Below are 22710 nucleotides of genomic sequence, written 5' to 3'. Positions count from 1 at the left end.
ATTGCGACGCCAGAGGCGAGGTGTAATCGGGTGAAAACCGCGCCATGAAGCCGTTTGCACGTCTGTTCCCAAGGGTCTGCACGAACATGCACAAAAGCCGGTTCTGGTGGTTGTGGCCCATTATTTTCCCTAACCTTGATAAGTACCTGGCAACGGTGGCGGGGCACCGAGAACCCCTTGCGCCACACCCCACATGCCGGATGGTTTCGAAGGGAGCATTCAATGAGGACCATGGACGCAGACGTCGTCGTCATCGGTGGCGGTGCCACCGGTGCGGGCGTCGTGCGGGACGTCGCGATGCGTGGATACCGCGCCGTTCTGTTGGACAAGGCCGACCTCGGCCAAGGGACGACCGGTCGGTACCACGGCCTGCTCCACTCCGGTGGCCGTTACGTCGTGTCTGATCCCGGGTCGGCGACGGAGTGCGCCGAGGAGAACGCAATTGTCACTCGCATCCACGCCGACGCCGTGGAGAAGACCGGTGGACTCTTCGTGGTCACCCCGGAGGACGACCTGGAGTTCTCCGATCAGTGGATCGAGGGTGCCAGGAAGTCGAAGGTTCCCTTCGAGGAGATCTCCACTGCTGAGGCGCTGCGCCGCGAGCCCCGCGTGAACCCCGGCATCAAGCGTGCCTTCGCCGTTCAGGACGGTTCGGTCGACGGCTGGCAGATGGTCTGGGGAGCTGCTCACTCCGCTATCGAGTACGGCGCCAAGGTGATGACCTACACCGCCGTCACCGAGATCATCCGTGAGGGCGACCAGATCACCGCGGTCGTCGCACACGACCTCAAGCACGACGAGCAGATCCGCATCGACTGCAAGTTCGTCATCAACACCGCCGGCCCGTGGGCCGGACGTATTGCCGAGCTCGTCGGCTGTCACGACGTCGATGTCGTCCCCGGCCGCGGCATCATGATCGCCATGAATCACCGTCTGGTGAACACGGTCGTCAACCGCTGTATCTACCCGACTGACGGCGACATCCTCGTACCGGTGCACACCGTGTCGATCATCGGCACCACTGACGTCAAAGCTGACGATCCAGAGCGTCTGTCCATCCCGCGCAACGAGGTGCAGCAGATGCTTGACTCTGGAGAGGCCCTGGTCCCCGGATTCCGCGAGGCCCGTGCCGTGCACGCCTGGGCCGGTGCCCGCCCGCTGTTCAAGGACAAGCGAGTCGCAGCCACCGACACCCGTCACATGTCCCGCGGTATGAGCATCCTCGACCACGGTTCCCGCGACGGTGTCAATGGCATCGTGTCGATCATTGGCGGCAAGCTCACCACCTACCGTCTGATGGCCCAGAACGTCGTCGACGTCATGTGTGAGCAGCTTGGTGACGACCGTCCCTGCCGCACCGCCGAGGAGGCCGTGCCCGGTTCGACCGTCGGCAAGAACTACCTCATCACCCATCGTCTGGGCGAGAACGAGGAGCGTCGCGCCAGCACCGGCCTGGTTCGCGGTGGCGATCCCGAAGCCGTCCCGATGTCCAAGAAGCTCGACGACCAGATCATCTGTGAGTGTGAGCTGATGAGCCGCAAGATGTTCACCGACTTGCTGGCCGAGCAGCCCGACGCCACCTTCGACGACCTGCGTCGTCAGCTGCGTCTGGGCATGGGCCCCTGCCAGGGCGGCTTCTGCTCAATGCGCGCCACCGGCGTTGCCGTCGAGGAGGGTAGCATCGACGCCGAGCGCGCCACCGGTCTGCTGCGTCTGTTCCTCAAGAACCGGTGGATCGGCCTGTGGCCGATCCTCTACGGCGAGCAGGTTCGTCAGACTGTCCTCGATGACTGGATCTTCCAGGGCACCTTCGACGTCGAGCACCTTCCCACCCCGCAGCAGGAGGTCGAGCTGTGAGCACCGCAACCGTTACCACCTCATCGCCGACCTCCGACCGCTTCAAGGCGCCGCACGTCGTCGTTGTCGGATCGGGCTTGGCCGGCCTGACCACCGCCCTGCGTCTTCGCCGTGGTGGCGCCCGTGTGACCCTCGTCACCAAGGGTGTCGGCGGCCTGCAGCTGGGCCAGGGCACCATAGACGTCCTTGGTTACACCCCTGAGCGCGTCGAGAAGCCTTACGAGGCCGTCAGGAAGTACGCCTCCGAGCATCCCGAGCACCCCTACGCCAAGATCGGCGTGGAAGCTGTCAAGGAGGGCATCGACTTCCTGCGTGAGGTCGTCGGTGAGTCCTTCCTGGTCGGCGACGCCGAGTCGACGATCAATCTGCCGACCGCTGTTGGCGCGATCCGTCCCACCGCCCTGGTCCCGCCGTCGATGATCAACGGCAACCTCAAGGACGGCGACAAGGTCGTCGTCATCGGTCTGGCCCAGTACAAGGACTTCCACGCAGGCCTCATCGCCCAGAACATCGATCGCACCGAGCTGCCCGGCGGTGGCCACGCCTCCGCCCGCGCCGTCGTCGTCGACTTCGAGCCCCGCAAGGGTGAGTATGACGCCACCGGCTTGAACATGGCGCGCTCCCTCGACAACGCTCGTGCCCGTCGGGTGTTGGCCGAGGGCCTCAAGGGATTCGTCAACCCCGGTGAGATCGTCGCCCTGCCGGCCGTCCTCGGTATCGACAGCCACGCCGAGGTTCTTGCTGATTTCAGCAAGATCCTCGGAGCCAAGGTGTTCGAGATCGCGTCCCTGCCGCCCTGCGTGCCAGGCATGCGTCTCAACAACAAGCTCGTCGTGACCGCCAAGAACGAGCGCGTCGATTACGTGCTCGGCTCCAAGGTCACCGGCTGCAAGGTCGTCGACGGCAAGGTCGTCTCCGTGCATGTCGGCACTGCCGGCGCCGGCAAGGACATCAAGGCGGACGCCGTCGTCCTCGCTGGTGGTGGCTTCGAGTCCGGAGCCCTCAAGCTCGACTCCCACGGCAAGCTGCACGAGACCATCCTCGACCTCCCGGTCACCATGCCGGAGGGCGTCGAGGAGGAAGACCTGGTCCACGGTGACTATTGGGGTTCCCCGCAGCCGCTCTTCCTGTGTGGCGTCCAGGTGGACGAGAACATGCTCGTCACCTACCAGGGCAAGCCCGTCCATTCCAATGTCTACGCTTCCGGTGGCGTGATCGCCGGCGCCACCAGGTGGCAGGAGAAGTCGGGTGAGGGCATCGCCCTCGGCTCGGCCATCAAGGCCGCCGATGCCATCCTGTCGTCGGTCGGGGCGGCTGCTGCGACCAAGGAAAGGAACTGATCATGGGTGTTATCGAGGAGACATTCGCCGGACACGAGGTCTCGCGCCAGTCGCTCGACGCCTGCGTCAAGTGCACGATCTGCGAGACGATGTGCCCGGTCGCCAAGGCCACCCCGCTCTACACCGGTCCGAAGTACAACGGCCCGCAGGGTGAGCGTTACCGTGACGGAGCGTCCGTTGACCACTCCCTGGAGTGGTGCAACTTCTGCGGCATCTGCACCCTGCACTGTCCGCAGGGCGTGAAGATCGCGGAGCTCAACGAGCAGGCCGCCATGAAGATGAAGCACCAGAATGGTGTTCCGCTGCGTGACCGCCTCATTCCGCTGACCACCCTCGAGGGACGCGTGCTGTCCCCGATCGCTCCGCTGGCCAACTGGGGCCTCAAGCAGAAGCCGATCCGTATCGCTGTCGAGAAGATCATCAAGGTCCATCGTGACGCCCCGATGCCGATCGCTCAGACCGAGACCCTCAGCAAGTGGATGCGCCACCACAAGCCGGCCAAGCCGGCCACCAAGGGTCCGATCGTCTTCTTCCAGGGCTGCGCCGGTGGCTACTTCGAGACCGAGACCTCCAAGAAGTCCATCGAGGTGCTCGAGCACCTGGGCTATGAGGTCCTCGTCCCGAAGCAGGGCTGCTGTGGTCTGGCGAAGCAGTCGAACGGCCTCTTCGAGGGTGCCACCAAGGACATCCTCAACCTGTGCGACAAGATCATCAGCCTCGGCAAGGGACTGACGATCGTGTCCTCGTCGGGTTCCTGCGTCGGCATGATGAAGCACGAGGCCCACGAGATCATGGGTGTTGACGATCCTCGTCTGCACGACGTGTCGGTGCGCTCCCGGGACTTCTCGGAGTTCCTCATGGACGAGTACCGCAATGGTGAGCTTGATGCCTCGCGGTTCCGTCCGATCGACATCACGGTTCCTTATCACCAGCCCTGCCAGGTCAAGAGCCAGGGCATGGGGTTCCCGGCCGTGCAGCTCATGGAGCTCATCCCGGGTGTCAAGGTGCTGGAGTCCAACGAGCCGTGCTGTGGCATCGCCGGTACCTACGGACTGAAGGCCGAGCGCTACGAGGTTGCTCAGAAGATCGGTGCAGGTGTGTTCAAGCACATGCAGGATCACAACGAGGGCATCGGCGTCTGCGACACCGAGACCTGCCGTTGGCAGATCTCGAAGTCCTCGGGAGTCAAGATCGTCCATCCGGTGTGGTTGCTTCACCACTCCCTCGGACTGTCGGACAACCTGCTCGACTGATCGAAACCTACTGAGTCGAACCGCTCTTCGATGGCGTGGGGCTCAGTTTCGCCGGACCTCCTGTGATCCGGAGTCGGCCGGGACCTGCTGTGGGGGCGGGTCCCGGCCTTTTACGTGCTCGTGGTGGTGATCTTGGTGTTTGGGATCGTGGCTGGCGCGCTTCGTGACCCTGGTGGGGCCGGTGCCCTTGACTCACGTTCGTACCGTGTGTCGAAAATTCCCGGCTCACGAAGGGTTCCATCACTCCAGTGATGAGGCCCCCGGTGGGCCGGGATTTTTTGTCATCGTGACCGAGGAGCGTGGGCTCGGGGTGGCCGACGGGTCCTGATCGCCGTATGCCGCAGGCCGGATTCCTACTTCCGAGGCCCAGAAACAGTGGGGTCCTCGGGGATCCACCACCGCCAGGGGGCGTTGACATTTCTGCTGATCCCCACCCGGGGGCCTTGACGAAATTCGACGGGGCGGTCCGCGGGTTGGAGCCGCCAGCTGGATGTCGATGTGGCGTCGGGGTCGATGAGTTCCACCGGATCCCCCGACTCCTCGAGGGTTGCTCCCAGGGCCGAGCCCATGTTTCCCGGTCCGCAGGCGAGACGGTTCTCGGGGACCCCTCCGCGGCGAAGGCGAGCGTCGTCCTCGCCGGCGACCACTCGTCCGCCGCGCAGCAGGACCGCTGAGGCCACACCGTCGGGGGAGCAGACGAGGTTCACGCAGCGATGCATGCCATAGGACAGGTACACGTAGACGTGTGAAGGCGGTCCAAACATCACGCGGGCGCGTGGAGTCGGTCCACGGAAGGCATGGGACGCGGGATCGTCGAGTCCCATGTACGCCTCGACCTCAGTGAGACGAACTGCCACCGGTCCGTGCCAGATCGTCGCCCCGAGGAGCAGCGGGGCAACGTCGGTGGCGGGGGCCGAGAGGTCGATCATTCCTTGGTGTCGCACAGGAAGTGGCAGGCGGTGCACGTGGCACCAGTCACAGTGATGACGGCGGGCCATGCGCCGATCTTCTTCGCCAACCCGTGGGAGGCGCCAAAGGCACCCAGATAGGTCGCCCCCAGAATGCCGGCGATCGTCGGACCGCTCTTGGCGAGCCAGGTGCGCCCGGCCCAGCAACCGGCAGTTGCGAGCACCACTCCGCCGAGTCCCCGGACGCCGGTGGCGCGGGCGGTGAGCCAACCTCCGACCAGTCCCAGACCGGCGACCTCGGCGGTGTTGACGTCTTCAGCCTTGTTCAACTTCATAACCCGAGTCTAGGTACCGAACCGGGCGGTGCCACCCAGATGAAGATGAGAATAATAACCATCAAAATAGTTGTATATACAAGTGTCTTGATATACAGTAGTGGACATGAGCAAGAACGTGGAATCGGGGGAATTCGGCCCGTCGTTCGGCTGTTCTCCGCCTTGGCGAATCCGATTCGGGCACGGATTGTCAATCGCCTCACTGATGGTGAGGCATCGGTTGGAGAACTGTCGGAGATCGTCGGCGTCAAGCAGCCGCTGGTCTCCCATCACCTCAAGGTGTTGCGAAGCGCGCATCTCGTATCTGCGCGTAAGGACGGGCAGAAAGCCATGTACTCGCTCATTGACGACCATGTGGCGTCCATCTTTCTGGACGCCTTCAACCACATGAAGGAGCACGACCATGACTGTCACCACTGAGCATCGTTCCGCTGAGACCCACCACCACACCCACGGCCCGAACTGCGGCCACGAGGCTGTCATCCACCACGATCACGTGGACTACATTCATGGTGGCCATGCTCACCACGAGCACGACGGCCACTACGACGAGTGCACCACCTGTCAGTGTGGCCACTGTGACGATTCCTGTGCCAACTGCACCTGTGAGGATTGCACCTGCCCGACCTGCGATCACAAGACGTGCGAGTGTGGCCACTGCAGCGATTCCTGTGCCAACTGCACCTGCGAGGATTGCACCTGCCCGACCTGTCAGCACGCTGCCTGAGTTCTTTTTTCCAGTTACGCAAGTCAACTGAACCCCCGGTGAGCCGGGGGTTCAGTTGTGTTCTGAGCCATATGTAACGGTGCGAGTGACCTCTCGAGGAGCGTCAGAGGGTGATGACGACCTTGCCGATCATGCTGCCGGACTCGACGACCTCGGTGGCCTCGCGGACGTGCTGAGCCGTCAGTCCCTCGATGTGGCGGGTCATCGTCGGGCGAATCTGGCCGTTCTCCACCAGCTGTGCGATACGAGTGAGAGCCTGGCCCTGCTTGGCGACGTCCGCGGTGCCGAACTGAGGACGGGTGAACATCGACTCGCTGGCCACCGACAGCGATTTCGGCTTGAAGGCCATGAGGTCGAAGGAATCGGTGCCGTCAATCATGACGAGGTGGCCGAAGGGGGCCATGATCTCGGCCAGGGCCGATGCCGGCGGCGTGTAGGCCGACAGAATGCCGTCGAAACCGTCGATCCCGAGGCCCTTGACCTGCGGGGCCAGGGGCTCGCGGTGGTCGATGATCCCAGTGGCGCCCATGTCCTGACACCACTGGGCGGTTTCAGGACGCGAGGAGGTCGCGACGACCGGTCCGCTGGTGATGGCGCGGGCCAGCTGGATGGCCACGGACCCGACCCCGCCGGCCCCACCGATCATGAGGAAAGCCTTGTCGCTGCGCTGGTCCAGGGTCCCCAGGCCAATGTGATCGACGAGGGCTTCCCAGGACGTCAAGGAGGTCAGCGGCAGGGAGGCAGCCTCGGCAATCGTCAGGGACGACGGGCGCTTCGCGACGATCCGTGAATCCACCAGGGTGAACTGGGAGTAGGTGCCTGGAAGGTCTCGGCTCCCGGAGTGCCACACCTCGTCACCGACGGCGAAGTCGTGGACCTCGGAACCGACGGCACGCACGACGGAAGCGGCGTCGAAACCAAGTACCAGGGGCGTCGACGGGGTGCCAGCCCCCTTGCGTAGCTTGACGTCAATGGGGTTGACGGAGATCGCCTGCACCTCGACGAGGAGGTCGTGCGGGCCCGGTTCGGGCACCGGCAGGTCAATGTCAACGAAACACTCGGGATCGGTGACGGGGAGGGAGCGTGTGACGGCAACGGCATGCATGCTTTCCATGCTCCCACGGTAATGCCGAGCGGGTTGGCTGAGTACTGAGTCACGGTCTCAGCGCTGCATGTCGACGAATCGCGAGTAATGGCCCTGGAAGACGACCGGAACCGTTCGCGTCGGTCCATTACGGTGCTTGGCGACGATGATGTCGGCCTCACCTGCGCGCGGAGACTCCTTGTCATAAACGTCCTCGCGGTGCAGAAGGATGACGACGTCAGCATCCTGCTCCAGAGAACCCGACTCACGCAGGTCGCTCATCATCGGCTTCTTGTCATTGCGCTGCTCAGGTCCACGGTTGAGCTGGGAGAGGGCGACGACCGGGATCTCCAACTCCTTGGCCAGTAGTTTGATCTGACGTGAGAACTCGGAGACCTCGAGCTGACGAGACTCCACCTTCTTGCCGGAGGTCATGAGCTGCATGTAGTCGATGACGACGAGTTTGAGGTCGAACTTCTGCTTCATCCTACGGGCCTTGGCACGGATCTCCATCATCGTCAGGTTGGGCGAATCGTCGATGAAGAGCGGGGCCGACGAGATCTGCGTGGTCTTGTCGACCATGCGCTGCCAGTCCTCCTCGGAGAGACGTCCGGAGCGCATGCGCTGCAGCTCGATCCCGGCCTCGGCGGACAACAGCCTCATGACGATCTCGTTGCGCCCCATCTCGAGGCTGAAGATGGCTGCTGCCAGGTGGTTCCTGATCGCGGCGGCGCGGGCGAAGTCGAGGGCGAGGGTGGACTTACCCATGGCAGGACGGGCGGCGACGATGATCATCTGGCCGGGCATGAATCCATTGGTGAGCTCATCGAGGTCGGTGAATCCGGTGGGGATGCCGGCCATGGCGTCGCCACGGGCCTCGATGGCCTCCAGCTCGTCGAAGGTGTTCTCGAAGAGCTCCGAGAGCGGGTGATAGTCCTCGCTGGTCTTGCGGGTGGAGACGTCGTAGAGGGTTTGCTGGGCGGCGTCGACGATGTCAGCGACCTCTCCCTGGCCCTGGTAGCCCATCTGGGCGATTCGGATCGACGCCTCGACGAGGCGACGCAGCACGGCCTTGTCGGCGACGATCTTGGCGTAATAGGCGGCGTTGGCGGTGACGGTGACGTTGCTCAGCAGCTCGGCGAGGTACAGACGTCCGCCAGCGCGTTCGAGTTCCCCGCGCCGATCGAGCTCGTCGGCGGTGGTGACGGTGTCCGCCGGGTCGCCGCGACCGTAGAGGTCGGTGATGGTATTGAAGATGAGCTCGTGTACGGGCCGGTAGAAATCGACACCCTTGAGCTCCTCGACGACGTCGGCGATGGCGTCCTTGGAAGAGAGCATGGCCCCGAGGACGGACTTCTCGGCGTCGATGTCCTGGGGAGGGTTGCGGTCCAGGGGTGGTCCGGGTTCGGCGGGTGCGCTGGACATGGTTGCTCCTTCAGGGTGACACGGCGTGACGGATGGGTCGACGTTCGCCGTCGGGATGGGGACAACGTTCCCACCACGGTCCGACACTTCCCCGAGTGGGAGTGTGCCACGATTCGAGGTCGCCTGCAGAAGAGTTTTCCACAACCCTTGTGGGCAAGGAGTGGATGTGTGGGGACTGCCTGGGGAAAACGTGTGGATAACTCGGTGGATCTGGGGATACGGAGTGGAATACTCACCCAGAAACTGTGTTTGGCTAGGGGTTATGGGTGTGTTGTGAGGAATTGGACGAAAATTTTCGGCGTGTCGGGTTGGGGGATGGGTCGCGTTGCGGTTGTGAGTGACGGTGGTGTCACCAGCTCGGAAGTCCCCTCGAAAGTGACTTATCCACAGCGTCTGTGGATGGTGGTCAGCGGCTTGTGGGGCCGGTCAGGGGCGGGATTCGAGGAGACGGGCTGGTGGGTGCTGCCGTGTTGCGAAAACCCCTGACCCAGGAAATGTCGAGTTATGTGGGTGGACCGGAGAGGGGAGCCGGTAAAAATGATCAGCCGGTGCTGAAGTGTCGTGGAGGCGGCTGACATCGTGTCACCCCCGGGGTTCTGAAATGGGAGGACCATCCTCTTGCCTCATATACCCCCAGAGGGTATATTTTCATGTGGAGGAGGACCTATGGACCACTCGGATGACTGCTGCCACACCTCTGAGGCGCCCCCCGCTCATTCTGATGCCGAGAAGTCGGTGTCCAGCGAGGCGCGTGGAGCCTGCGGTTGCAATGACCATCCTCAACACGGGTATCTCGGTCACAAAGAGATGCACCTGCGACGCCTCAAGCGGATCGAGGGGCAGGTGCGAGGCCTGGAGAGAATGGTCGATGAGGAGAAGTACTGCATCGACATCCTGACCCAGGTCTCGGCAGTCACCTCGGCTCTGAAGTCCGTCTCCCTGGAGCTGTTGGCCGAGCACATGAGTCACTGTGTGGTTCGTGCCGCACAGGCCGGCGGGCAGGAGGCCGAGGACAAGATCAGCGAGGCAAACCAGGCCATCGCCCGCCTCGTCAAGGCCTGATCCCAAGCACACTGGAGGAACAATGCACAAGACGTACACCATCAACGGAATGACCTGCGAGCACTGCGTCAAGGCCATCACCGAGGAGGTCTCGGTCATCGACGGCGTCGACAAGGTCACCGTCTCCCTGGAGTCCGGCTCCATGACGATTGACTCGGCCGAGGAGATCCCCTTCGGTCAAGTTGCCGACGCCGTTGACGAGGCCGGCGAGTACACCGTCGCCGAGGCTGCCTCCCTCGACACCGCCGGGCACCCCGGTGGTCAGTGCGGATGCGGTGGTCATGGACATGGCGCCCAGAGGACCGAGGAGTCCGGTTGCGGCTGTGGAGGCCACAAGCACTCCGACGAGGCCGTTGTCAAGCATGCCCAGCACGCCGAGAAGGGCGGCTGCGGCTGCGGCGGACACCGGGCCTGAGATTGCTCGGCTCGTCGTCCCATTTGAGACGGCATCCACTCGACTTCGGGCCCCGGGGTCTGATCGCACATCGCCGTCAGATCCCGACCCCCGAAGCCGACCTCCCCCCACAGCCCGTCGGCCTCCGAAGCCACTCGAGCGGTCGGATGATCCCGCCTGCCCCCGACGCCCAGGACTCCGACGGGTGGTCCACGAAGGAAGAACATGTCCACCCTCACCCACTCGGGAATCGCGCCTGAACCGGACGAGGAGACGGAGCCCACCTCCGTCGACCTCGACATCACCGGGATGAGTTGCGCTTCCTGCGCCGCCCGGATCACGAAGAAGCTCAACAAGGTTGACGGGGTTCAGGCCACCGTCAACTACGCCACCAGCAAGGCCCACGTCCTGACGACCGGGCCGGTCAGCGTCCACGACCTCATCGAGGTGGTCGAGGCAGCTGGATACGGCGCCGCCCTGCCTGAGCCGGCAGCACCTTCCGAGGATCACGCGGCGAAAATCCGCACCAAATTGATCGTTGCCGTCATCCTTGCGGTGCCGGTGATGCTGCTGTCGATGATTCCCGCCCTGCAGTTCGACGGCTGGCAGTGGCTCGCGCTCGCGCTCACCCTTCCGGTCGTGTTCTGGTGCGGTGCCGGCTTCCATCGAGCGGCATGGACGAATCTGCGACACGGTGCCACTACGATGGACACCCTCATCAGCCTGGGGTCGTTGGCCTCTCTGGGATGGTCGGTGTGGGCCCTGGTGTGGGGCAACGCCGGCGCGATCGGCATGCGACACCACATGACGTGGGCACTGCAACGCCCCGATCCCTCGTCGGCCATCTACCTGGAGGCGTCAGTCGGCGTCATCACCTTCATCCTCGTGGGTCGTTGGATTGAGGCTCGGAATCGTGCCGAGGCCGGATCTGCCCTGCAGGCCCTGTTGCAGATGGGCGCGAAGTCGGTGCGTGTCGTCCGTGACGGCCAGGAGGTCACGGTTCCCATCGAGGCCCTCAAGGTCGGTGACCATTTCGTGGTGCGGCCGGGGGAGAAGGTGGCTACCGACGGCCGGGTAGTCGAGGGGAGCTCGGCCATCGACGCATCCCTGGTCACCGGCGAATCCCTGCCGGTGGAGGTGGCGTCTGGGGACGACGTTGTCGGTGCCACCGTCAACACGTCAGGGCGTCTTGTCGTGGAGGCCACTGCGGTTGGCACGGACACCGAGTTGTGCCGCATCGCTTCTCTGGTCGAGGCCGCTCAAACCAGCCGTTCCGAGACCCAGGACCTCGCCGACCAGGTCTCCTCGATCTTCGTGCCGACGGTTCTCGCCATCGCCGTGGTAACGATGATCGTGTGGGGTCTGTTGGGGCAGGGGGTCACTGCTGCATTTACCGCGGGTGTCGCAGTGCTCATCATCGCCTGCCCCTGTGCGCTTGGCCTGGCAACCCCGATGGCTCTGCTCGCCGGTACCGGTCGAGGAGCAAGGTTGGGCATCGTCATCAAGGGGGCCCGATCCCTGGAGAGGGCTCGCGACATTGACGTCGTTGCGATGGACAAGACCGGGACCCTCACCACCGGGCAGATGGCCGTCACCCAGGTGTGGGACGAGTCCGGACGCGCGGTGCGTATTTCTGACAACCCGCCCGTCCTCGTTGTCGCGGCTGCGCTGGAGGCTGGGTCGGAGCACCCGATTTCGCGGGCTGTCGTCGAGGCATGTCCCGGAATCGCCCCCGCAGAGGACTTCCGGGCCTTGCCAGGACTCGGTGTCAGCGGTGTTGTTGACGGGTTGCCGACCAGAGCCGGCCGGGTGTCACTTTTCGACGCCATCCCCGACGAGCTGTCGAAAAATGTCGAGCAGACCCAGGCGGAGGGTCGCACGGTGCTCGTCGTGGGCCGAGGTGACGACATTCTCGGCGCCATCGCGGTGAGCGACGAGATCAAGCCGGAGGCCGTCATCGCCGTCAACCGCCTCCTTGGTGCCGGTGTACGTCCGGTGCTGGTAACCGGTGACAATTCCGGCGCTGCCGCACGCGTGGCCTCAGAACTGGGTATCGACGAGGTCATCAGCGAGGTCATGCCCGAGGACAAGGTTGACGTCGTCAAGGGACTGCAGGCTGACGAAACTCGCGTCGCGATGATGGGCGATGGCGTCAATGACGCCGCTGCCCTTCAGGCGGCAGATTTGGGGGTCGCCATGGGGACCGGGACCGACGTTGCCATCGCCGCCAGCGACATCGTCTGCACCCGAGGAGACCCGAGGCTCGCCGTCGAGGCCCTGTCCTTGGCGCACGCCACGGACCGCACCATTCGTCAGAACTTGTTCTGGGCCTTCGCCTACAACGTGGTGGCCATCCCGGTTGCCGCCGTGGGTCTGTTGAGTCCCGTCATCGCTGCCGCGGCGATGGCCTTCAGCTCGATTTTTGTGGTGACGAACTCGATGAGGCTGGTGCGCTGGCACCCGGAAGTGAGCGATTCAAACTGAGAAGCTGAGATGGGTTGGCTGGGTCCGCTCGCAGTGAGGCGGGGGCCACAAAACCGCTGCATGACGCGGTTTTTCGTGGGCCCGCTTCGGCTCGTCGCTCCGCCTGGACCTTGCGAGACGCACGTGAGGAGCGAGCGAATCTTAAGTTTCTCAGTAAATCTTTGGATTCTCCGGGTGAACTGTTCTAGGGTATAGCCCGTGCCTCCCACCGGGGGCACATTGGCGCATGTCAGATTTGGCTGACGCTGATCCCCGTACCGGGCCCTCGAGCCCCCGATACTGAAGTGGTCGAATGTCGAAAGTTGTAGCCTCCGCGATTGCCGGAGCCCTCAGCCTTACCTCGGCTGGTGGTCTCACGATGGTCCAGGCGCTTGATCGAGACACCGTGACCTTCTCCGTGGACGGAGTCTCCGAGCAGGGCAAGGTCAAGCCGGGCACGGTCAAGCAGGCCCTCGCCCAGCATGGGATCACTGTTGGCCCCCATGACGATGTCCAACCCTCGCTGGACTCCGAGATCCACGACGGTCAGGTCATCACCGTCAACTACGGACGCCGTGTCGTCGTCACCATCGACGGCAAGAAGGTGGTCCGGTGGACCACCGCCAAGAACGTTTCCGAGGTGCTGGATCAGCTGAACCAGTCCGATCCGGACAACCTCGTCTCGGTGTCGCGCTCCTTGGACATTTCCCGCACTGGTCTGTCCTTCTCCATGCAGACTGCCAAGGACGTCACCGTGACCGCTGGTGGCAAGACTCAGAAGGTCAGTGCGGTCGGGACTGTTGCCGATGCCCTCAAGGCTGCCAAGATTTCCGTCGACTCCAATGACGTCAGCAAGCCGGGTCTCGGCACCCCGCTGGCCGATGGCATGAAGATCACCCTGACCATGGTTGATCAGAAGTCCCAGAAGCGCCGCGTGGCAGTTCCCTTCTCCACTAAGAGGGTTGAGAACCCCTCGATGGCCAAGGGTGCGACCGAGATCGCCACCAAGGGCGTCAAGGGCACCAACGAGGAGACCTGGACCGTCGTCTACAAGGACGGCAAGAAGGTTTCCGAGAAGAAGGTTTCCACCAAGGTCGTCAAGGCCCCGGTGACCCAGGTCGTTAAGGTTGGTACGAAGAAGGCTGAGTCCTCGTCCGCCTCTTCCCGTTCGAACTCGAGATCGCGTTCGAATTCCGGATCCACTTCGAATGCTGGATCTCGTTCGAATTCCGGATCCGCCTCGAATCCGGTGACCAGCGGTAGCACCTGTGTGGCCTCCACCTACGGCGAGGGCGACGGCACCGCCGGTGGCCCCACCGCTTCCGGTGAGACCTTCGATCCGTCGGCCCTGACCGCTGCTTCGCGGACCCTCCCGCTGGGGTCCACGATCCGCGTCACCAACGTCAACAACGGCCGTACCGTGACCGTGCGTATCAATGACCGCGGTCCCTACGTCGGTGGACGTTGCCTCGATCTCTCGACCGCTGCGATGAATGCCATCGCTCCCGGACAGGGTCTGGTGACCGTCCGTTACAGCTGATCCAAGGCTTCGTGCGAAAGGCCCCGTCATCTGACGGGGCCTTTCGCATTGGTTTTGGGCTTGGGTGAGGACGCCCGTATCCGGGTGAGCCTCAGACGATGGGGAAGCAGACGTCGCAGACCGGATCTTCCATGCCGGTGGTGTCCCAATTGGCCCAGTAGACCTCGCGAGGGGCGTCAGTACGTACCATTCCGGCTTCCTCCAGCCAGGCGTCGAGGTCGTCGTAGATCTCGTCGATGTCGGGGTACTCGAGTTCGGCCTTGGTGACCGTCACCCAGGCCTCCCGATGGGTGTCCACGGTGCGTACGGTGACGTTCCCCGGCAGCACAGAGTCGTCAATGGAGCCCTGAATCGGCTGGCACACCTCGACGGTGCCGTTTTTCTCGGCGGTGAGGCCGTCGTGGTAGATGACGAAGGGGGAGGCCTTGTCGAGAGTGGGATCGCCGGGGGCGAGACGTTCTAGAGCCTTGAAGGCCTCATCCATGAACGGATCGAGTTCGTCGATGGACACCACCCGGGTCATCGAGATGACCCGGCAGGCCTCGACCTCCCTGATCTTGACCGGTCGATCCATCATTGACCTCCATTCGGCTGAGATGACTCAGCCGTCGAGTCCTTGGTCTGGGACGTCGCGTGACCGCTCTCAGATGTTTGGCTCAAGGCGCGGTGGCGTCCGTATTCGTCGAGGGTAGGCATGCCGTAGGCGCGGGCGGTCTGGTCGTGCAGCTCAATGACCTGACGACGAATCCGCTCGGAGAACTCGTGGGCAATCTCCCCGGCGACGGGGTCCATCGGGTGTCCGATCGCGACGTGGACCGGGGGACGACCCTTGGGGAGGCCCGCCTGCTCGGAAGGCATGGCAGCCCAGGCGCCTACCAGGGCAATCGGGATGACGGGAACCCCGCGCGAAATCGCCAGCGCGGCAGCGCCCGGCTTGAAGGTACCCATCGCTCCAGTGCGCGACCTTGTCCCCTCCGGGAAGATCAGCAGTGGGACGCCGTCGGTCAGCAGGGAACCTGCCATGCCGCGATGGGAGCGTGGGTTGCGAGCCCCTTGCTTGGTTTTCCCCTTGCCTCGGTCGACCGGGAATGCGTTGAAGAAGAGTACTGGCGCGACGGCCTTCCACCATGCGGTGAAGAAGTAGTCGGCTGCGGCTCCGGTTGCCAGATACTTGGAGAGTCGCTTCGGCAGTGCCCCGAAGACCAGCGGGGCATCGAGGTGGGAGGAGTGGTTCGCGACGGCCACGTAGGCGCCGTCGAGCCCGTCGAGATTGTCCGCGCCGTGCACGGACACCTTGACCAATTTCCACACCAGTGGCCGCAGCAGGAGCATGTTCGCTGCCTGCCGCGTCACAGCGGAAAGATCGTTGGTGTACCGGCCTCGGTCCTTGGTGGGCTTGACGCTGGCCATCTCAGGCCTCGCCTCCCGACGTGTGTTGTGGGTGTTCGTCCTTGTCCCGCGACGAGGACAGGGTTCGTGACAGGAATCTCATGGCGGATCGTGGGGTGTGAGTGGCCACTGCGATGAAGAACTTCCAGAGTGGGGTGGGGATGGACACCACCTTGCCATGATCGAGGTCATTGAGGGCTTCGCGTACCAGGGTCTCGGCGTCGATCCAGAAGAAGTCCGGCAGGTGGTTGGCGGTGACATTGGCGCGGGAGTGGAACTCGGTGTGGACCCACCCGGGGCACAGGGCCATGGCCTTGACGCCGGTGCCGGCAAGCTCATTGGCGAGGCCCTCGGTGAAGGTGAGCACCCACGCCTTGACGGCCGAGTAATTGCCGGTGTTGATCCAGGCGCTCGAGGAGGAGACGTTGAGGATGGCTCCGTGGCCGCGGGACTTCATGGCGCGCCCGGCTGCGGCCGAGAGCACCAGAACTGCCCGAATCATGACCTCGAAGGCGCGGTCCTGCAGTTCGAGGGCGTCAGGATCGAGGATCTTAGCGTGCACCGCGAAGCCGGCGTTGTTGACGAGCAGATCGACGTGGTGGGCGGGATCCTCGAGACGTGCGGCTATCCGATCGACGTCCTCGCGCTGCGAGAGGTTTGCCTCGATCGTCTCGACGGACACCCCGTAACGGGCTTCGACGTCCGCCTTGATGGTGGCCATCCGCTCGGTGTCGCGGGCGACGATCACGATGTCGTCGCCACGGGCAGCCAGTTGGGTGACGAACTCGCGGCCAATACCTGATGTTCCACCCGTGACCATGCTCGTTGCCATACCTTCCAATCTACGGCACTCGGGGGACGGTCACCATCTTCAAATGGACTTTCGTTGGCGTTCCGCTGAAGCGAGCAGCGTCAGTCACGGAACGGTCGGTTCCTCGTGGCACAGTGTTGGCATGACGAAGTGGATCATTGGCGGTCATGTCGACACCGCCGACGCCGTGGCACAGGCGGCAGCGCGCGGAGCCGACATCGCCCAGATCAGCCTGGGGGACCCGCAGTCCTGGAAGAAGCCGGTTTGTGGCTTCCCCGGAGGTGCCCAAGCCCTCAAGGAGGCTGCTGAGGAAGCCGGGTTGAAGCTCGTGGTGCACTCGGCCTTCGTCATCAACGTTGCCTCCCTCAACAACCGCATTCGCATTCCCAGCCGCAAGCTGTTGCAGCAGACCCTTGACGCCGCCGCCGAGGTGGGGGCGACAGGCGTCGTCGTCCACGGTGGCCACGTACGCGCCGGGGAGTCGATCGAGAAGGGGCAGGACAACTGGCGCAAGGCCATCGACGGTTTCGAGTTCCCGGTGCCGCTCCTCGTCGAGAACACCGCCGGCGGGGACAACGCGATGGCCCGCTTCCTGGAGAGATTGTCAGGGACCTGGGAGGCCATCGGTGCCGCGTCAGGTCATGAGAATGTCGGGTTCTGTCTGGACACCTGTCACGCTTTCGCGGCTGGTCTCGACATGACGACGTTGGTTGGTGACGTCCGTGGAATCACGGGTCGGATCGACCTCGTGCATGCCAATGACTCGCAAGGACCGGCTGGTTCCGGACGGGATCGCCACGCCAACCTGAGTGAGGGGGAGTGCGGAGCCGACGCCCTCGTCGACGTCATCCGTGCTGCGGACGCTCCGGTCGTCGTCGAGACACCGGGGGATGCCGAGGGTCAGGCACGCGATATCGACTGGCTGCGGGAACGCTTGTGAGGGCTACCCACGTCGGACGATCAGAGAACATTACGATGGGGGTGTCAGGTCTACACCGGCGAGGGGGAACGGTCATGACATCGAGCACACATCGGTTCCACAAGGCTGAACTCGACCCAGCTGGGGAACTTCTTGGCCAGCCGATACCGGGCGAGAGTCTCGTCGAGAATCACCTTGCCCACATGTTCCGTGACACGGTCGCGAACCATGGTTTTCGTCCCGCGACTCGGGTTCGTCAGGATGGCCAGTGGATCCTTCGCACCTACGCTGAGACGGGTCGACGCGTTGCCGGTTTGGCGCGAGCATTCGTCACCCCCGGGGTACTGACCGAGGATGGCTTGCAGCGGGGGGATCGTATTTCGCTGTTTGCCGGAAACTGCCCGGAGTGGATCGAGGCTGATCTTGCGGGCATGACGATCGGCGTCGTCCCGGTGCCGATCTACCCGACGTCAACTCCCGACCAGATCGTCCACATCGTCACTGATGCTGGGGTTCGGGCCATCGTCACCGCTGGACCCAAGGAGCTTGATCGCATTCTCGAAGCACGGGACCAGATGCCCTGCCTGGAGACTGTCGTGCTGATCGACCCGGCCGATCGCGTTGGTGATCACGATGGGCTGACGGTGCTCTCCCTGGAACAGGTCCGCCAGGCTGGGGCCTCTGAGGAGATGCAGCCCGTCGTCGAGGAGCGCATGAGGCAATCATGCGCCGACGACGTCGCCGCCCTCATCTACACCTCGGGGACCACAGGGGAGCCCAAGGGAGTCATGATCAGCCATCGTGCGGCCCTGGCCGAGTTGCAGGCTCTTGACGCCTTCTTCGACTTCACCCCGGCCGACCACTCGCTGAGTTTCCTTCCCTTGTCGCACGCCCTGGAGTGGGGCTGGTCGATGGTGGTCATCCGGCACGGCTGCCTCAACACCTTCGTGCCGAATCCCAAGACGATCTCGGAGATGCTGGCAGAGGTTCGTCCGACCCTCTTTGTTTCGGTGCCGAAACTCTATGAGCAGGTTATGAAGGTGGCGCGGGAGAAGGTCGCCGATTCACCCGCCAAGCTCAAGATCTTCGAATGGTCGCTCGCGGTCGGGCGCGAGTGGTGGCAGACCAAGCAGGACGGACGTCGTCCCAGCGTCTCGCTGGAAGCACGACACAAGGTGGCCGATCGTCTCGTCCTGAAGGCCATTCGTGACGCCGTCGGAGGGCCCAAGACCGTGCTGGCGGCCGGTGGTGCGCCATTACGCAAGGAGGTCGAGGAGTTCTTCGCCGCGTGCGGTCTGCTGGTGTGCCAGGGTTATGGCCTGACGGAGGCATCCCCGCTGGTGAGCTTCAATTCCCCTGGCGGATGCAAGTTCGGCACTGCCGGTAGGCCGCTGGTGGGCAGCCGGATGTCGACGACTGACGACGGGGAGATCCTCTACCGCGGACCGAACATCATGAAGGGGTACTGGAAGGCCCCGGAGGAGACGGCTGCGGCGATCGAGGACGGTTGGCTGCACACCGGCGACATCGGGTACATCGACGACGACGGCTTCCTCGTCATCACCGATCGGCTCAAGGACATCATCGTCACCCTCAATGGCAAGAACATCTCCCCGCAGCCGATCGAGAACTCCCTCATGAAGGATCCTCTCTTCGAGCATGCGGTGCTGCTGGGCGACAATCGTCCGTGCCTGACCCTGCTCGTCAAGCCCTCTCTGCCTCAGGTGGAGGAGATCGCCGAGAGGCTGCACATCTCGTCGATGACCGGGCCGGAGATGCTGCGATCCGAGGAGCTGGCCGAGGAGATTCGGCGTCGCGTGGCCGAGATCACGGAGAAGCTGCCTCACCAGGAACAGATCCGTGACCTGCGGGTGCTGTGGGACGAGTTCACGATGGACAATGGCCTGCTCACACCGACCCTCAAGGTGCGACGGCGTGAGGTGGAGAAGAGATTCACCGAGATCGTCGAGGAGATGTACAGCAGGATCGCGGTGCGTCGGAAGGCCGGTAAGGAGAACTCCAAGGACTGAGTTCTTTGCAGCTCGCGTGGCAAATCGGTGTGACGGGCGAGCTGCTGTCCTGCCGGGTTGGTGGCTGGCGAGAAAGCCGATGACGCCGAGGCCTCCGTGATCAGTTATGACGAATATGGCGGCGGTCGGATGATTCTTGACGGCTCCCCCAAGCTAGTTGACAGATCGGACGGTCCGAGTGAGTTCTACGATGTCAACGAGCATCCGACCGAGGCGGTGAATCTCGCCGGCGACGCGGCTCACATGCCCGTGGAGTCCGATCTTCGCTCCACCTTGCGGGATTGGTTCGCCGCCAACGAGAATGCCGTCGATCGTGCCTGGGAAAGGCGGGTTGGCGGACGCGGCCAGATCCAGCCACCGTGCAAGGGTCTTGACGACGACGCGACATATGTCCAGAGGCCCGTGACCTCCGATCGCACCCGAAAGGGCTGAAGGTCACCAACGTATCGGCAAGCCGTGATGGAGCCTGACCTATCCGTTGGTTCTCCTTGACGTTTTTCGTCAGTACGGGCACGGACCAGGCACTCCAGTACGTAGGTGCCTGGTGAGGCGGAGATTTTTGTCACCGGGAGACTCTCGCCGCGTGCTGGCGGGGTCTCGAGGACCCGGCTCGAGGACAGCTCAAGGTCGATGGGGATCGTGCAGAAGGTGGCAGGTAGCATGACCGAACGTGCCTGGTTTGGCGAGGATATTCGTGGGGACCCGCTCGTTGTGGTGTGGAGAGCCCCCAGTCGCCTGACGGATCTGATTACGTCGGACATTGACGCCGACAACAACGAGTCACACCAGGGCCCGACAATGACGGGCGAGCGCACCCCCACATCAAGGAGAACGATGAAGAAATACATCGGAATCACAGCGTGTCCGACCGGTATTGCCCACACATACATGGCAGCCGAGAAATTGGAGGAGACGGCCAAGGAAGCTAGTGACCAGATCAAGGTCGAGACCTAGGGGTCGATCGGCGTCGAGAACGAGCTGACCGCCGAGGATATCCGCGAGGCCGATGCCGTCATCATCGCGGCTGACACCGAGGTCGACCTGTCCCGCTTCGACGGCAAGCGCGCCTCGTCACCGGTGTTCAGGACGGCATATCCCGTCCGGCCGAACTCATGGAGAAGGCCCTGTCCGCCCCCGTTCATGGCGGGACCAAGGAGGAGATCGAAACCGAGTCCGCCGAGGTCTCCGCTGGAGTCACCCATGCCAAGCCCGGCAAGGACGACAAGGGCTCCGTCGGGCATACCCTCTACGCCGCTTTGATGGCCGGTGTCTCCCACATGATCCCCTTCGTGGTCTGCGGCGGCATCATGATCGCCCTGGCCCTGGGCATCGGCGGCAAGCCCACTGCTGGCGGCGTCGCCGTCCCCGAGGGCAGCTTCTGGTAGACCATCCTGCAGATCGGAACCTTGGCCTTCTCCCTCATGATTCCGGTGCTCGCCGGTTTCATAGCTCAGGCCATCGCTGACCGTCCCGGCCTCGTCGTCGGCATGGTATCCGGCTTCATCGCCAACAGCGGCGATCAGTTCCCCTACCTGACGACGACTGCCCCCGACGGAGCCAAGACCGGCCTCAACACCGGTTTCATCGGCGCCATCATCATCGGCCTCATGGTCAGCTTCGACATGGGCGGGCCGGTCAACAAGGTGGCCTTCCTCTTCGCCGGCGGCATAATCGCCGTCGACCAGGGCAAGGTCATGGGTCTGGCCGCAGCCGCCATCCCGGTCGCCCCGCTCGGCATGGGCCTGGCCACCCTCATGGGTCGTCATCTATTCACCAAACAGGAGCGTGACGCCGGTATCGCCGCTCTTTTCGTGGGTCTGTTCGGCATCACCGAGGGTGCCATCCCGTTCGCCGCAGCTGACCCGGCCCGTGTCATCCCGTCGAACATGGTGGGTGGAGCCGTTGCCGCTGTGCTGGCCGGCATGTTCTGGGTGCACGACGTCGTCATGCACGGCGGACCGATCGTCGGCGTATTCGGCGCGTGCAGCCCCATCCTCGGCTTCTTCGCCGCGATCATCATCGGTGCCTTGGTGACGGCTTTCATGTCCTTGGCCCTCAAGAAAGCAGCAGCTCGGAAGAAGGAACGTGCCGTCGCGGCGTGACCTTGACCCCACAACGGCATCGTTAGGAGAAACAACATGGCAACGATTGCAGATTTGCTCGCCGAAGGATCGATTGATCTGTCCCTGAGTGCAGGGAACAAGAATGACACCATCGAGAGGATGGTTGACCTCATCGGTGCCAGCGGCGCGCTGGTCGACCGCGATGTGCTCATCAAGGCCGTCCGCGCCCGTGAGGACGTCGGAACCACCGGCCTGGGTGACGGCATCGCGATTCCGCACGGCAAGTGCGATGGCGTCGATCGTCCGGCCCTGGCCTTTGCTTGCAGTGACGAGGGAGTGGAGTGGGGAGCCCCGGACGGTTCCCTGGCCAACCTCGTCTTCCTCATCGCTGTTCCCGCGGCCGCAGCTGGCAACGAGCACCTGCGGATCCTGGCCTCCCTGGCACGGAACCTCGTCAAGGCTGATTTCCGCAACCGTCTGATGTCGGCTTCGACTCCGCAGGAGATTCGCGCGGTACTGGAGGGCATCAGCGTCTGAGCCACAGCCCGCTCGTGGACAGACAGCGTCGAGCAGAGAGTGACCATTTTCGTCAGCAGGCCCGGGGAACGCGCATTGACGCTTCCCGGGCCCTGCCATGCCGGGAATTTTCGCCATCGGGTGAGTCGCCACCCAGTACGAGACGGTGTGAATCACCGTTCGGTCACTTTCCCTAGACTGTGCAGACATGGGACTGCGCGACCTGCTGATGAATCATGGAATGGCCGAGGGAGGCCTTGAGCTTTCCGACGTCCTCAACATCCTCGCCAAGGGAGGAGTTCTCGTCGACGTCAGGACTCCCCGCGAGTATGAGGCCGGCCACGCCCCTGGGTCGCGGCTCATCAACCCCAAGGAGTTGATCGCCGACCCGTTCACCGCAGTCTATGGCGATGACCCGTTGGCTGAACCCGATCCGCATTTCGTCCTGGTGTGCGACACCGGTTTCCGATCCGGTCACCTGGTGGACCGGGTACGGGAGAAGGGCTACACCTGCGACTTCCTTGCATCCGGCCTGCGCGCATGGCGGGCCGGCGGGGAAATCCTCATTCCTGGGCCGCCACGCGGCCGCTGACA

At 63.6% G+C, this 22710-nt stretch carries 21 protein-coding genes and 1 pseudogene; 15 read left to right on the top strand and 7 right to left on the bottom strand.

The window, feature by feature from the left end:
• The first annotated feature begins 222 nt into the window (after nucleotides 1-222).
• From glpA to ACP8ML_RS11925, 3 genes are read left to right on the top strand one after another with little or no spacing between them, the layout of a single operon-like run.
• A complete protein-coding gene (glpA, locus tag ACP8ML_RS11935) occupies nucleotides 223-1857 on the top strand; it encodes an anaerobic glycerol-3-phosphate dehydrogenase subunit GlpA (protein ID WP_117189519.1) in 1635 nt (544 codons plus the stop codon).
• Nucleotides 1854-3197 carry a glycerol-3-phosphate dehydrogenase subunit GlpB gene (gene glpB / locus ACP8ML_RS11930; RefSeq protein WP_065673107.1) on the top strand — a complete coding sequence of 448 codons (1344 nt, stop codon included), beginning with the start codon at nucleotides 1854-1856 and terminating at the stop codon, nucleotides 3195-3197. Before glpA ends, glpB begins: the two co-directional genes overlap by 4 nt.
• Before the next feature lie 2 nt (nucleotides 3198-3199).
• A complete protein-coding gene (locus tag ACP8ML_RS11925) occupies nucleotides 3200-4450 on the top strand; it encodes an anaerobic glycerol-3-phosphate dehydrogenase subunit C (RefSeq protein ID WP_486702952.1) in 1251 nt (416 codons plus the stop codon).
• Between the two features lie 353 nt (nucleotides 4451-4803).
• On the opposite strand, the gene ACP8ML_RS11920 is transcribed toward ACP8ML_RS11925, so the two are convergent.
• Together ACP8ML_RS11920 and ACP8ML_RS11915 are read right to left on the bottom strand one after the other, a co-directional pair.
• Nucleotides 4804-5379 carry a DNA-3-methyladenine glycosylase gene (locus ACP8ML_RS11920; protein WP_065673108.1) on the bottom strand — a complete coding sequence of 192 codons (576 nt, stop codon included), beginning with the start codon at nucleotides 5377-5379 and terminating at the stop codon, nucleotides 4804-4806.
• A complete protein-coding gene (locus ACP8ML_RS11915; RefSeq protein WP_065673109.1) occupies nucleotides 5376-5693 on the bottom strand; it encodes a hypothetical protein in 318 nt (105 codons plus the stop codon). Before ACP8ML_RS11915 ends, ACP8ML_RS11920 begins: the two co-directional genes overlap by 4 nt.
• A gap of 162 nt (nucleotides 5694-5855) precedes the next feature.
• Here ACP8ML_RS11915 and ACP8ML_RS11910 point away from each other — a divergent pair, with 162 nt between their 5' ends.
• On the top strand, nucleotides 5856-6113 hold the full coding sequence (locus tag ACP8ML_RS11910; RefSeq protein WP_253255526.1) for an ArsR/SmtB family transcription factor: 258 nt from the start codon (nucleotides 5856-5858) through the stop codon (nucleotides 6111-6113).
• On the top strand, nucleotides 6097-6420 hold the full coding sequence (locus ACP8ML_RS11905; protein WP_065673110.1) for a hypothetical protein: 324 nt from the start codon (nucleotides 6097-6099) through the stop codon (nucleotides 6418-6420). Before ACP8ML_RS11910 ends, ACP8ML_RS11905 begins: the two co-directional genes overlap by 17 nt.
• A gap of 103 nt (nucleotides 6421-6523) precedes the next feature.
• On the opposite strand, the gene ACP8ML_RS11900 is transcribed toward ACP8ML_RS11905, so the two are convergent.
• Both ACP8ML_RS11900 and dnaB read right to left on the bottom strand, forming a co-directional pair.
• On the bottom strand, nucleotides 6524-7534 hold the full coding sequence (locus tag ACP8ML_RS11900; RefSeq protein ID WP_065673111.1) for a zinc-binding alcohol dehydrogenase family protein: 1011 nt from the start codon (nucleotides 7532-7534) through the stop codon (nucleotides 6524-6526).
• A gap of 48 nt (nucleotides 7535-7582) precedes the next feature.
• A complete protein-coding gene (dnaB, locus tag ACP8ML_RS11895; protein WP_117189517.1) occupies nucleotides 7583-8929 on the bottom strand; it encodes a replicative DNA helicase in 1347 nt (448 codons plus the stop codon).
• Between the two features lie 666 nt (nucleotides 8930-9595).
• Between dnaB and ACP8ML_RS11890 the strand changes: the two genes are divergently transcribed.
• The 4 genes from ACP8ML_RS11890 to ACP8ML_RS11875 all read left to right on the top strand — a co-directional run bounded on the left by ACP8ML_RS11890 (nucleotide 9596) and on the right by ACP8ML_RS11875 (nucleotide 14388).
• Nucleotides 9596-9991: a metal-sensitive transcriptional regulator gene (locus ACP8ML_RS11890; RefSeq protein ID WP_474063898.1), complete on the top strand. Its 396-nt coding sequence runs from the start codon at nucleotides 9596-9598 to the stop codon at nucleotides 9989-9991.
• A 22-nt stretch (nucleotides 9992-10013) separates the two neighbouring features.
• On the top strand, nucleotides 10014-10406 hold the full coding sequence (locus ACP8ML_RS11885; protein WP_117189516.1) for a heavy-metal-associated domain-containing protein: 393 nt from the start codon (nucleotides 10014-10016) through the stop codon (nucleotides 10404-10406).
• A gap of 204 nt (nucleotides 10407-10610) precedes the next feature.
• Nucleotides 10611-12869: a heavy metal translocating P-type ATPase gene (locus tag ACP8ML_RS11880; RefSeq protein WP_065673113.1), complete on the top strand. Its 2259-nt coding sequence runs from the start codon at nucleotides 10611-10613 to the stop codon at nucleotides 12867-12869.
• Between the two features lie 292 nt (nucleotides 12870-13161).
• Complete coding sequence (locus ACP8ML_RS11875; RefSeq protein ID WP_065673114.1) at nucleotides 13162-14388, top strand: septal ring lytic transglycosylase RlpA family protein; 1227 nt, start codon at nucleotides 13162-13164, stop codon at nucleotides 14386-14388.
• Between the two features lie 91 nt (nucleotides 14389-14479).
• On the opposite strand, the gene ACP8ML_RS11870 is transcribed toward ACP8ML_RS11875, so the two are convergent.
• Genes ACP8ML_RS11870 through ACP8ML_RS11860 form a run of 3 tightly spaced genes read right to left on the bottom strand, consistent with a single transcriptional unit; the run spans nucleotide 14480 to nucleotide 16609 of the window.
• Nucleotides 14480-14962 carry a GyrI-like domain-containing protein gene (locus ACP8ML_RS11870; RefSeq protein WP_015583627.1) on the bottom strand — a complete coding sequence of 161 codons (483 nt, stop codon included), beginning with the start codon at nucleotides 14960-14962 and terminating at the stop codon, nucleotides 14480-14482.
• Nucleotides 14962-15798: a lysophospholipid acyltransferase family protein gene (locus ACP8ML_RS11865; RefSeq protein WP_065673115.1), complete on the bottom strand. Its 837-nt coding sequence runs from the start codon at nucleotides 15796-15798 to the stop codon at nucleotides 14962-14964. The genes ACP8ML_RS11870 and ACP8ML_RS11865 overlap by 1 nt, the downstream gene beginning before the upstream one ends.
• Nucleotide 15799: 1 nt before the next feature.
• The gene (locus tag ACP8ML_RS11860) at nucleotides 15800-16609 is read right to left on the bottom strand and encodes an SDR family NAD(P)-dependent oxidoreductase (RefSeq protein ID WP_486702951.1); all 810 of its coding nucleotides are present in this window, start codon (nucleotides 16607-16609) and stop codon (nucleotides 15800-15802) included.
• 121 nt (nucleotides 16610-16730) lie between these two features.
• Between ACP8ML_RS11860 and ACP8ML_RS11855 the strand changes: the two genes are divergently transcribed.
• The 6 genes and pseudogenes from ACP8ML_RS11855 to ACP8ML_RS11830 all read left to right on the top strand — a co-directional run bounded on the left by ACP8ML_RS11855 (nucleotide 16731) and on the right by ACP8ML_RS11830 (nucleotide 22708).
• The gene (locus ACP8ML_RS11855; protein WP_036910093.1) at nucleotides 16731-17528 is read left to right on the top strand and encodes a deoxyribonuclease IV; all 798 of its coding nucleotides are present in this window, start codon (nucleotides 16731-16733) and stop codon (nucleotides 17526-17528) included.
• Between the two features lie 74 nt (nucleotides 17529-17602).
• On the top strand, nucleotides 17603-19537 hold the full coding sequence (locus ACP8ML_RS11850) for an AMP-dependent synthetase/ligase (protein WP_117189515.1): 1935 nt from the start codon (nucleotides 17603-17605) through the stop codon (nucleotides 19535-19537).
• 60 nt (nucleotides 19538-19597) lie between these two features.
• Nucleotides 19598-19969, top strand: a complete 372-nt coding sequence (locus tag ACP8ML_RS11845; protein WP_117189514.1) for a hypothetical protein — start codon at nucleotides 19598-19600, stop codon at nucleotides 19967-19969.
• Between the two features lie 402 nt (nucleotides 19970-20371).
• Nucleotides 20372-21639, top strand: a pseudogene (locus ACP8ML_RS11840) (PTS fructose transporter subunit IIC).
• Between the two features lie 36 nt (nucleotides 21640-21675).
• Nucleotides 21676-22137, top strand: coding sequence for a PTS sugar transporter subunit IIA (locus ACP8ML_RS11835; protein WP_486702950.1), 462 nt, complete (start codon nucleotides 21676-21678; stop codon nucleotides 22135-22137).
• A gap of 187 nt (nucleotides 22138-22324) precedes the next feature.
• On the top strand, nucleotides 22325-22708 hold the full coding sequence (locus tag ACP8ML_RS11830) for a rhodanese-like domain-containing protein (RefSeq protein WP_065673118.1): 384 nt from the start codon (nucleotides 22325-22327) through the stop codon (nucleotides 22706-22708).
• The last annotated feature ends 2 nt before the right edge of the window (nucleotides 22709-22710 follow it).

Source organism: Cutibacterium sp. LaCa_255, from assembly GCF_057458005.1.
The sequence above is the reverse complement of the archived record's forward strand: the minus strand, read 5'-3'. Positions and strand labels throughout refer to the sequence as shown.

Excerpts from the sequence above, each read along its gene's own strand:
- ACP8ML_RS11875 (WP_065673114.1), top strand. The coding sequence starts at position 13,162 with ATGTCGAAAGTTGTAGCCTCCGCGATTGCCGGAGCCCTCAGCCTTACC.
- dnaB (WP_117189517.1), bottom strand. The coding sequence starts at position 8,929 with ATGTCCAGCGCACCCGCCGAACCCGGACCACCCCTGGACCGCAACCCT.
- ACP8ML_RS11860 (WP_486702951.1), bottom strand. The coding sequence starts at position 16,609 with ATGGCAACGAGCATGGTCACGGGTGGAACATCAGGTATTGGCCGCGAG.
- ACP8ML_RS11865 (WP_065673115.1), bottom strand. The coding sequence starts at position 15,798 with ATGGCCAGCGTCAAGCCCACCAAGGACCGAGGCCGGTACACCAACGAT.
- ACP8ML_RS11835 (WP_486702950.1), top strand. The coding sequence starts at position 21,676 with ATGGCAACGATTGCAGATTTGCTCGCCGAAGGATCGATTGATCTGTCC.
- ACP8ML_RS11890 (WP_474063898.1), top strand. The coding sequence starts at position 9,596 with ATGGACCACTCGGATGACTGCTGCCACACCTCTGAGGCGCCCCCCGCT.
- ACP8ML_RS11905 (WP_065673110.1), top strand. The coding sequence starts at position 6,097 with ATGACTGTCACCACTGAGCATCGTTCCGCTGAGACCCACCACCACACC.
- ACP8ML_RS11925 (WP_486702952.1), top strand. The coding sequence starts at position 3,200 with ATGGGTGTTATCGAGGAGACATTCGCCGGACACGAGGTCTCGCGCCAG.
- ACP8ML_RS11920 (WP_065673108.1), bottom strand. The coding sequence starts at position 5,379 with ATGATCGACCTCTCGGCCCCCGCCACCGACGTTGCCCCGCTGCTCCTC.
- ACP8ML_RS11885 (WP_117189516.1), top strand. The coding sequence starts at position 10,014 with ATGCACAAGACGTACACCATCAACGGAATGACCTGCGAGCACTGCGTC.
- ACP8ML_RS11880 (WP_065673113.1), top strand. The coding sequence starts at position 10,611 with ATGTCCACCCTCACCCACTCGGGAATCGCGCCTGAACCGGACGAGGAG.
- ACP8ML_RS11855 (WP_036910093.1), top strand. The coding sequence starts at position 16,731 with ATGACGAAGTGGATCATTGGCGGTCATGTCGACACCGCCGACGCCGTG.
- ACP8ML_RS11870 (WP_015583627.1), bottom strand. The coding sequence starts at position 14,962 with ATGGATCGACCGGTCAAGATCAGGGAGGTCGAGGCCTGCCGGGTCATC.
- ACP8ML_RS11900 (WP_065673111.1), bottom strand. The coding sequence starts at position 7,534 with ATGGAAAGCATGCATGCCGTTGCCGTCACACGCTCCCTCCCCGTCACC.
- ACP8ML_RS11830 (WP_065673118.1), top strand. The coding sequence starts at position 22,325 with ATGGGACTGCGCGACCTGCTGATGAATCATGGAATGGCCGAGGGAGGC.
- glpA (WP_117189519.1), top strand. The coding sequence starts at position 223 with ATGAGGACCATGGACGCAGACGTCGTCGTCATCGGTGGCGGTGCCACC.
- ACP8ML_RS11850 (WP_117189515.1), top strand. The coding sequence starts at position 17,603 with ATGACATCGAGCACACATCGGTTCCACAAGGCTGAACTCGACCCAGCT.
- ACP8ML_RS11915 (WP_065673109.1), bottom strand. The coding sequence starts at position 5,693 with ATGAAGTTGAACAAGGCTGAAGACGTCAACACCGCCGAGGTCGCCGGT.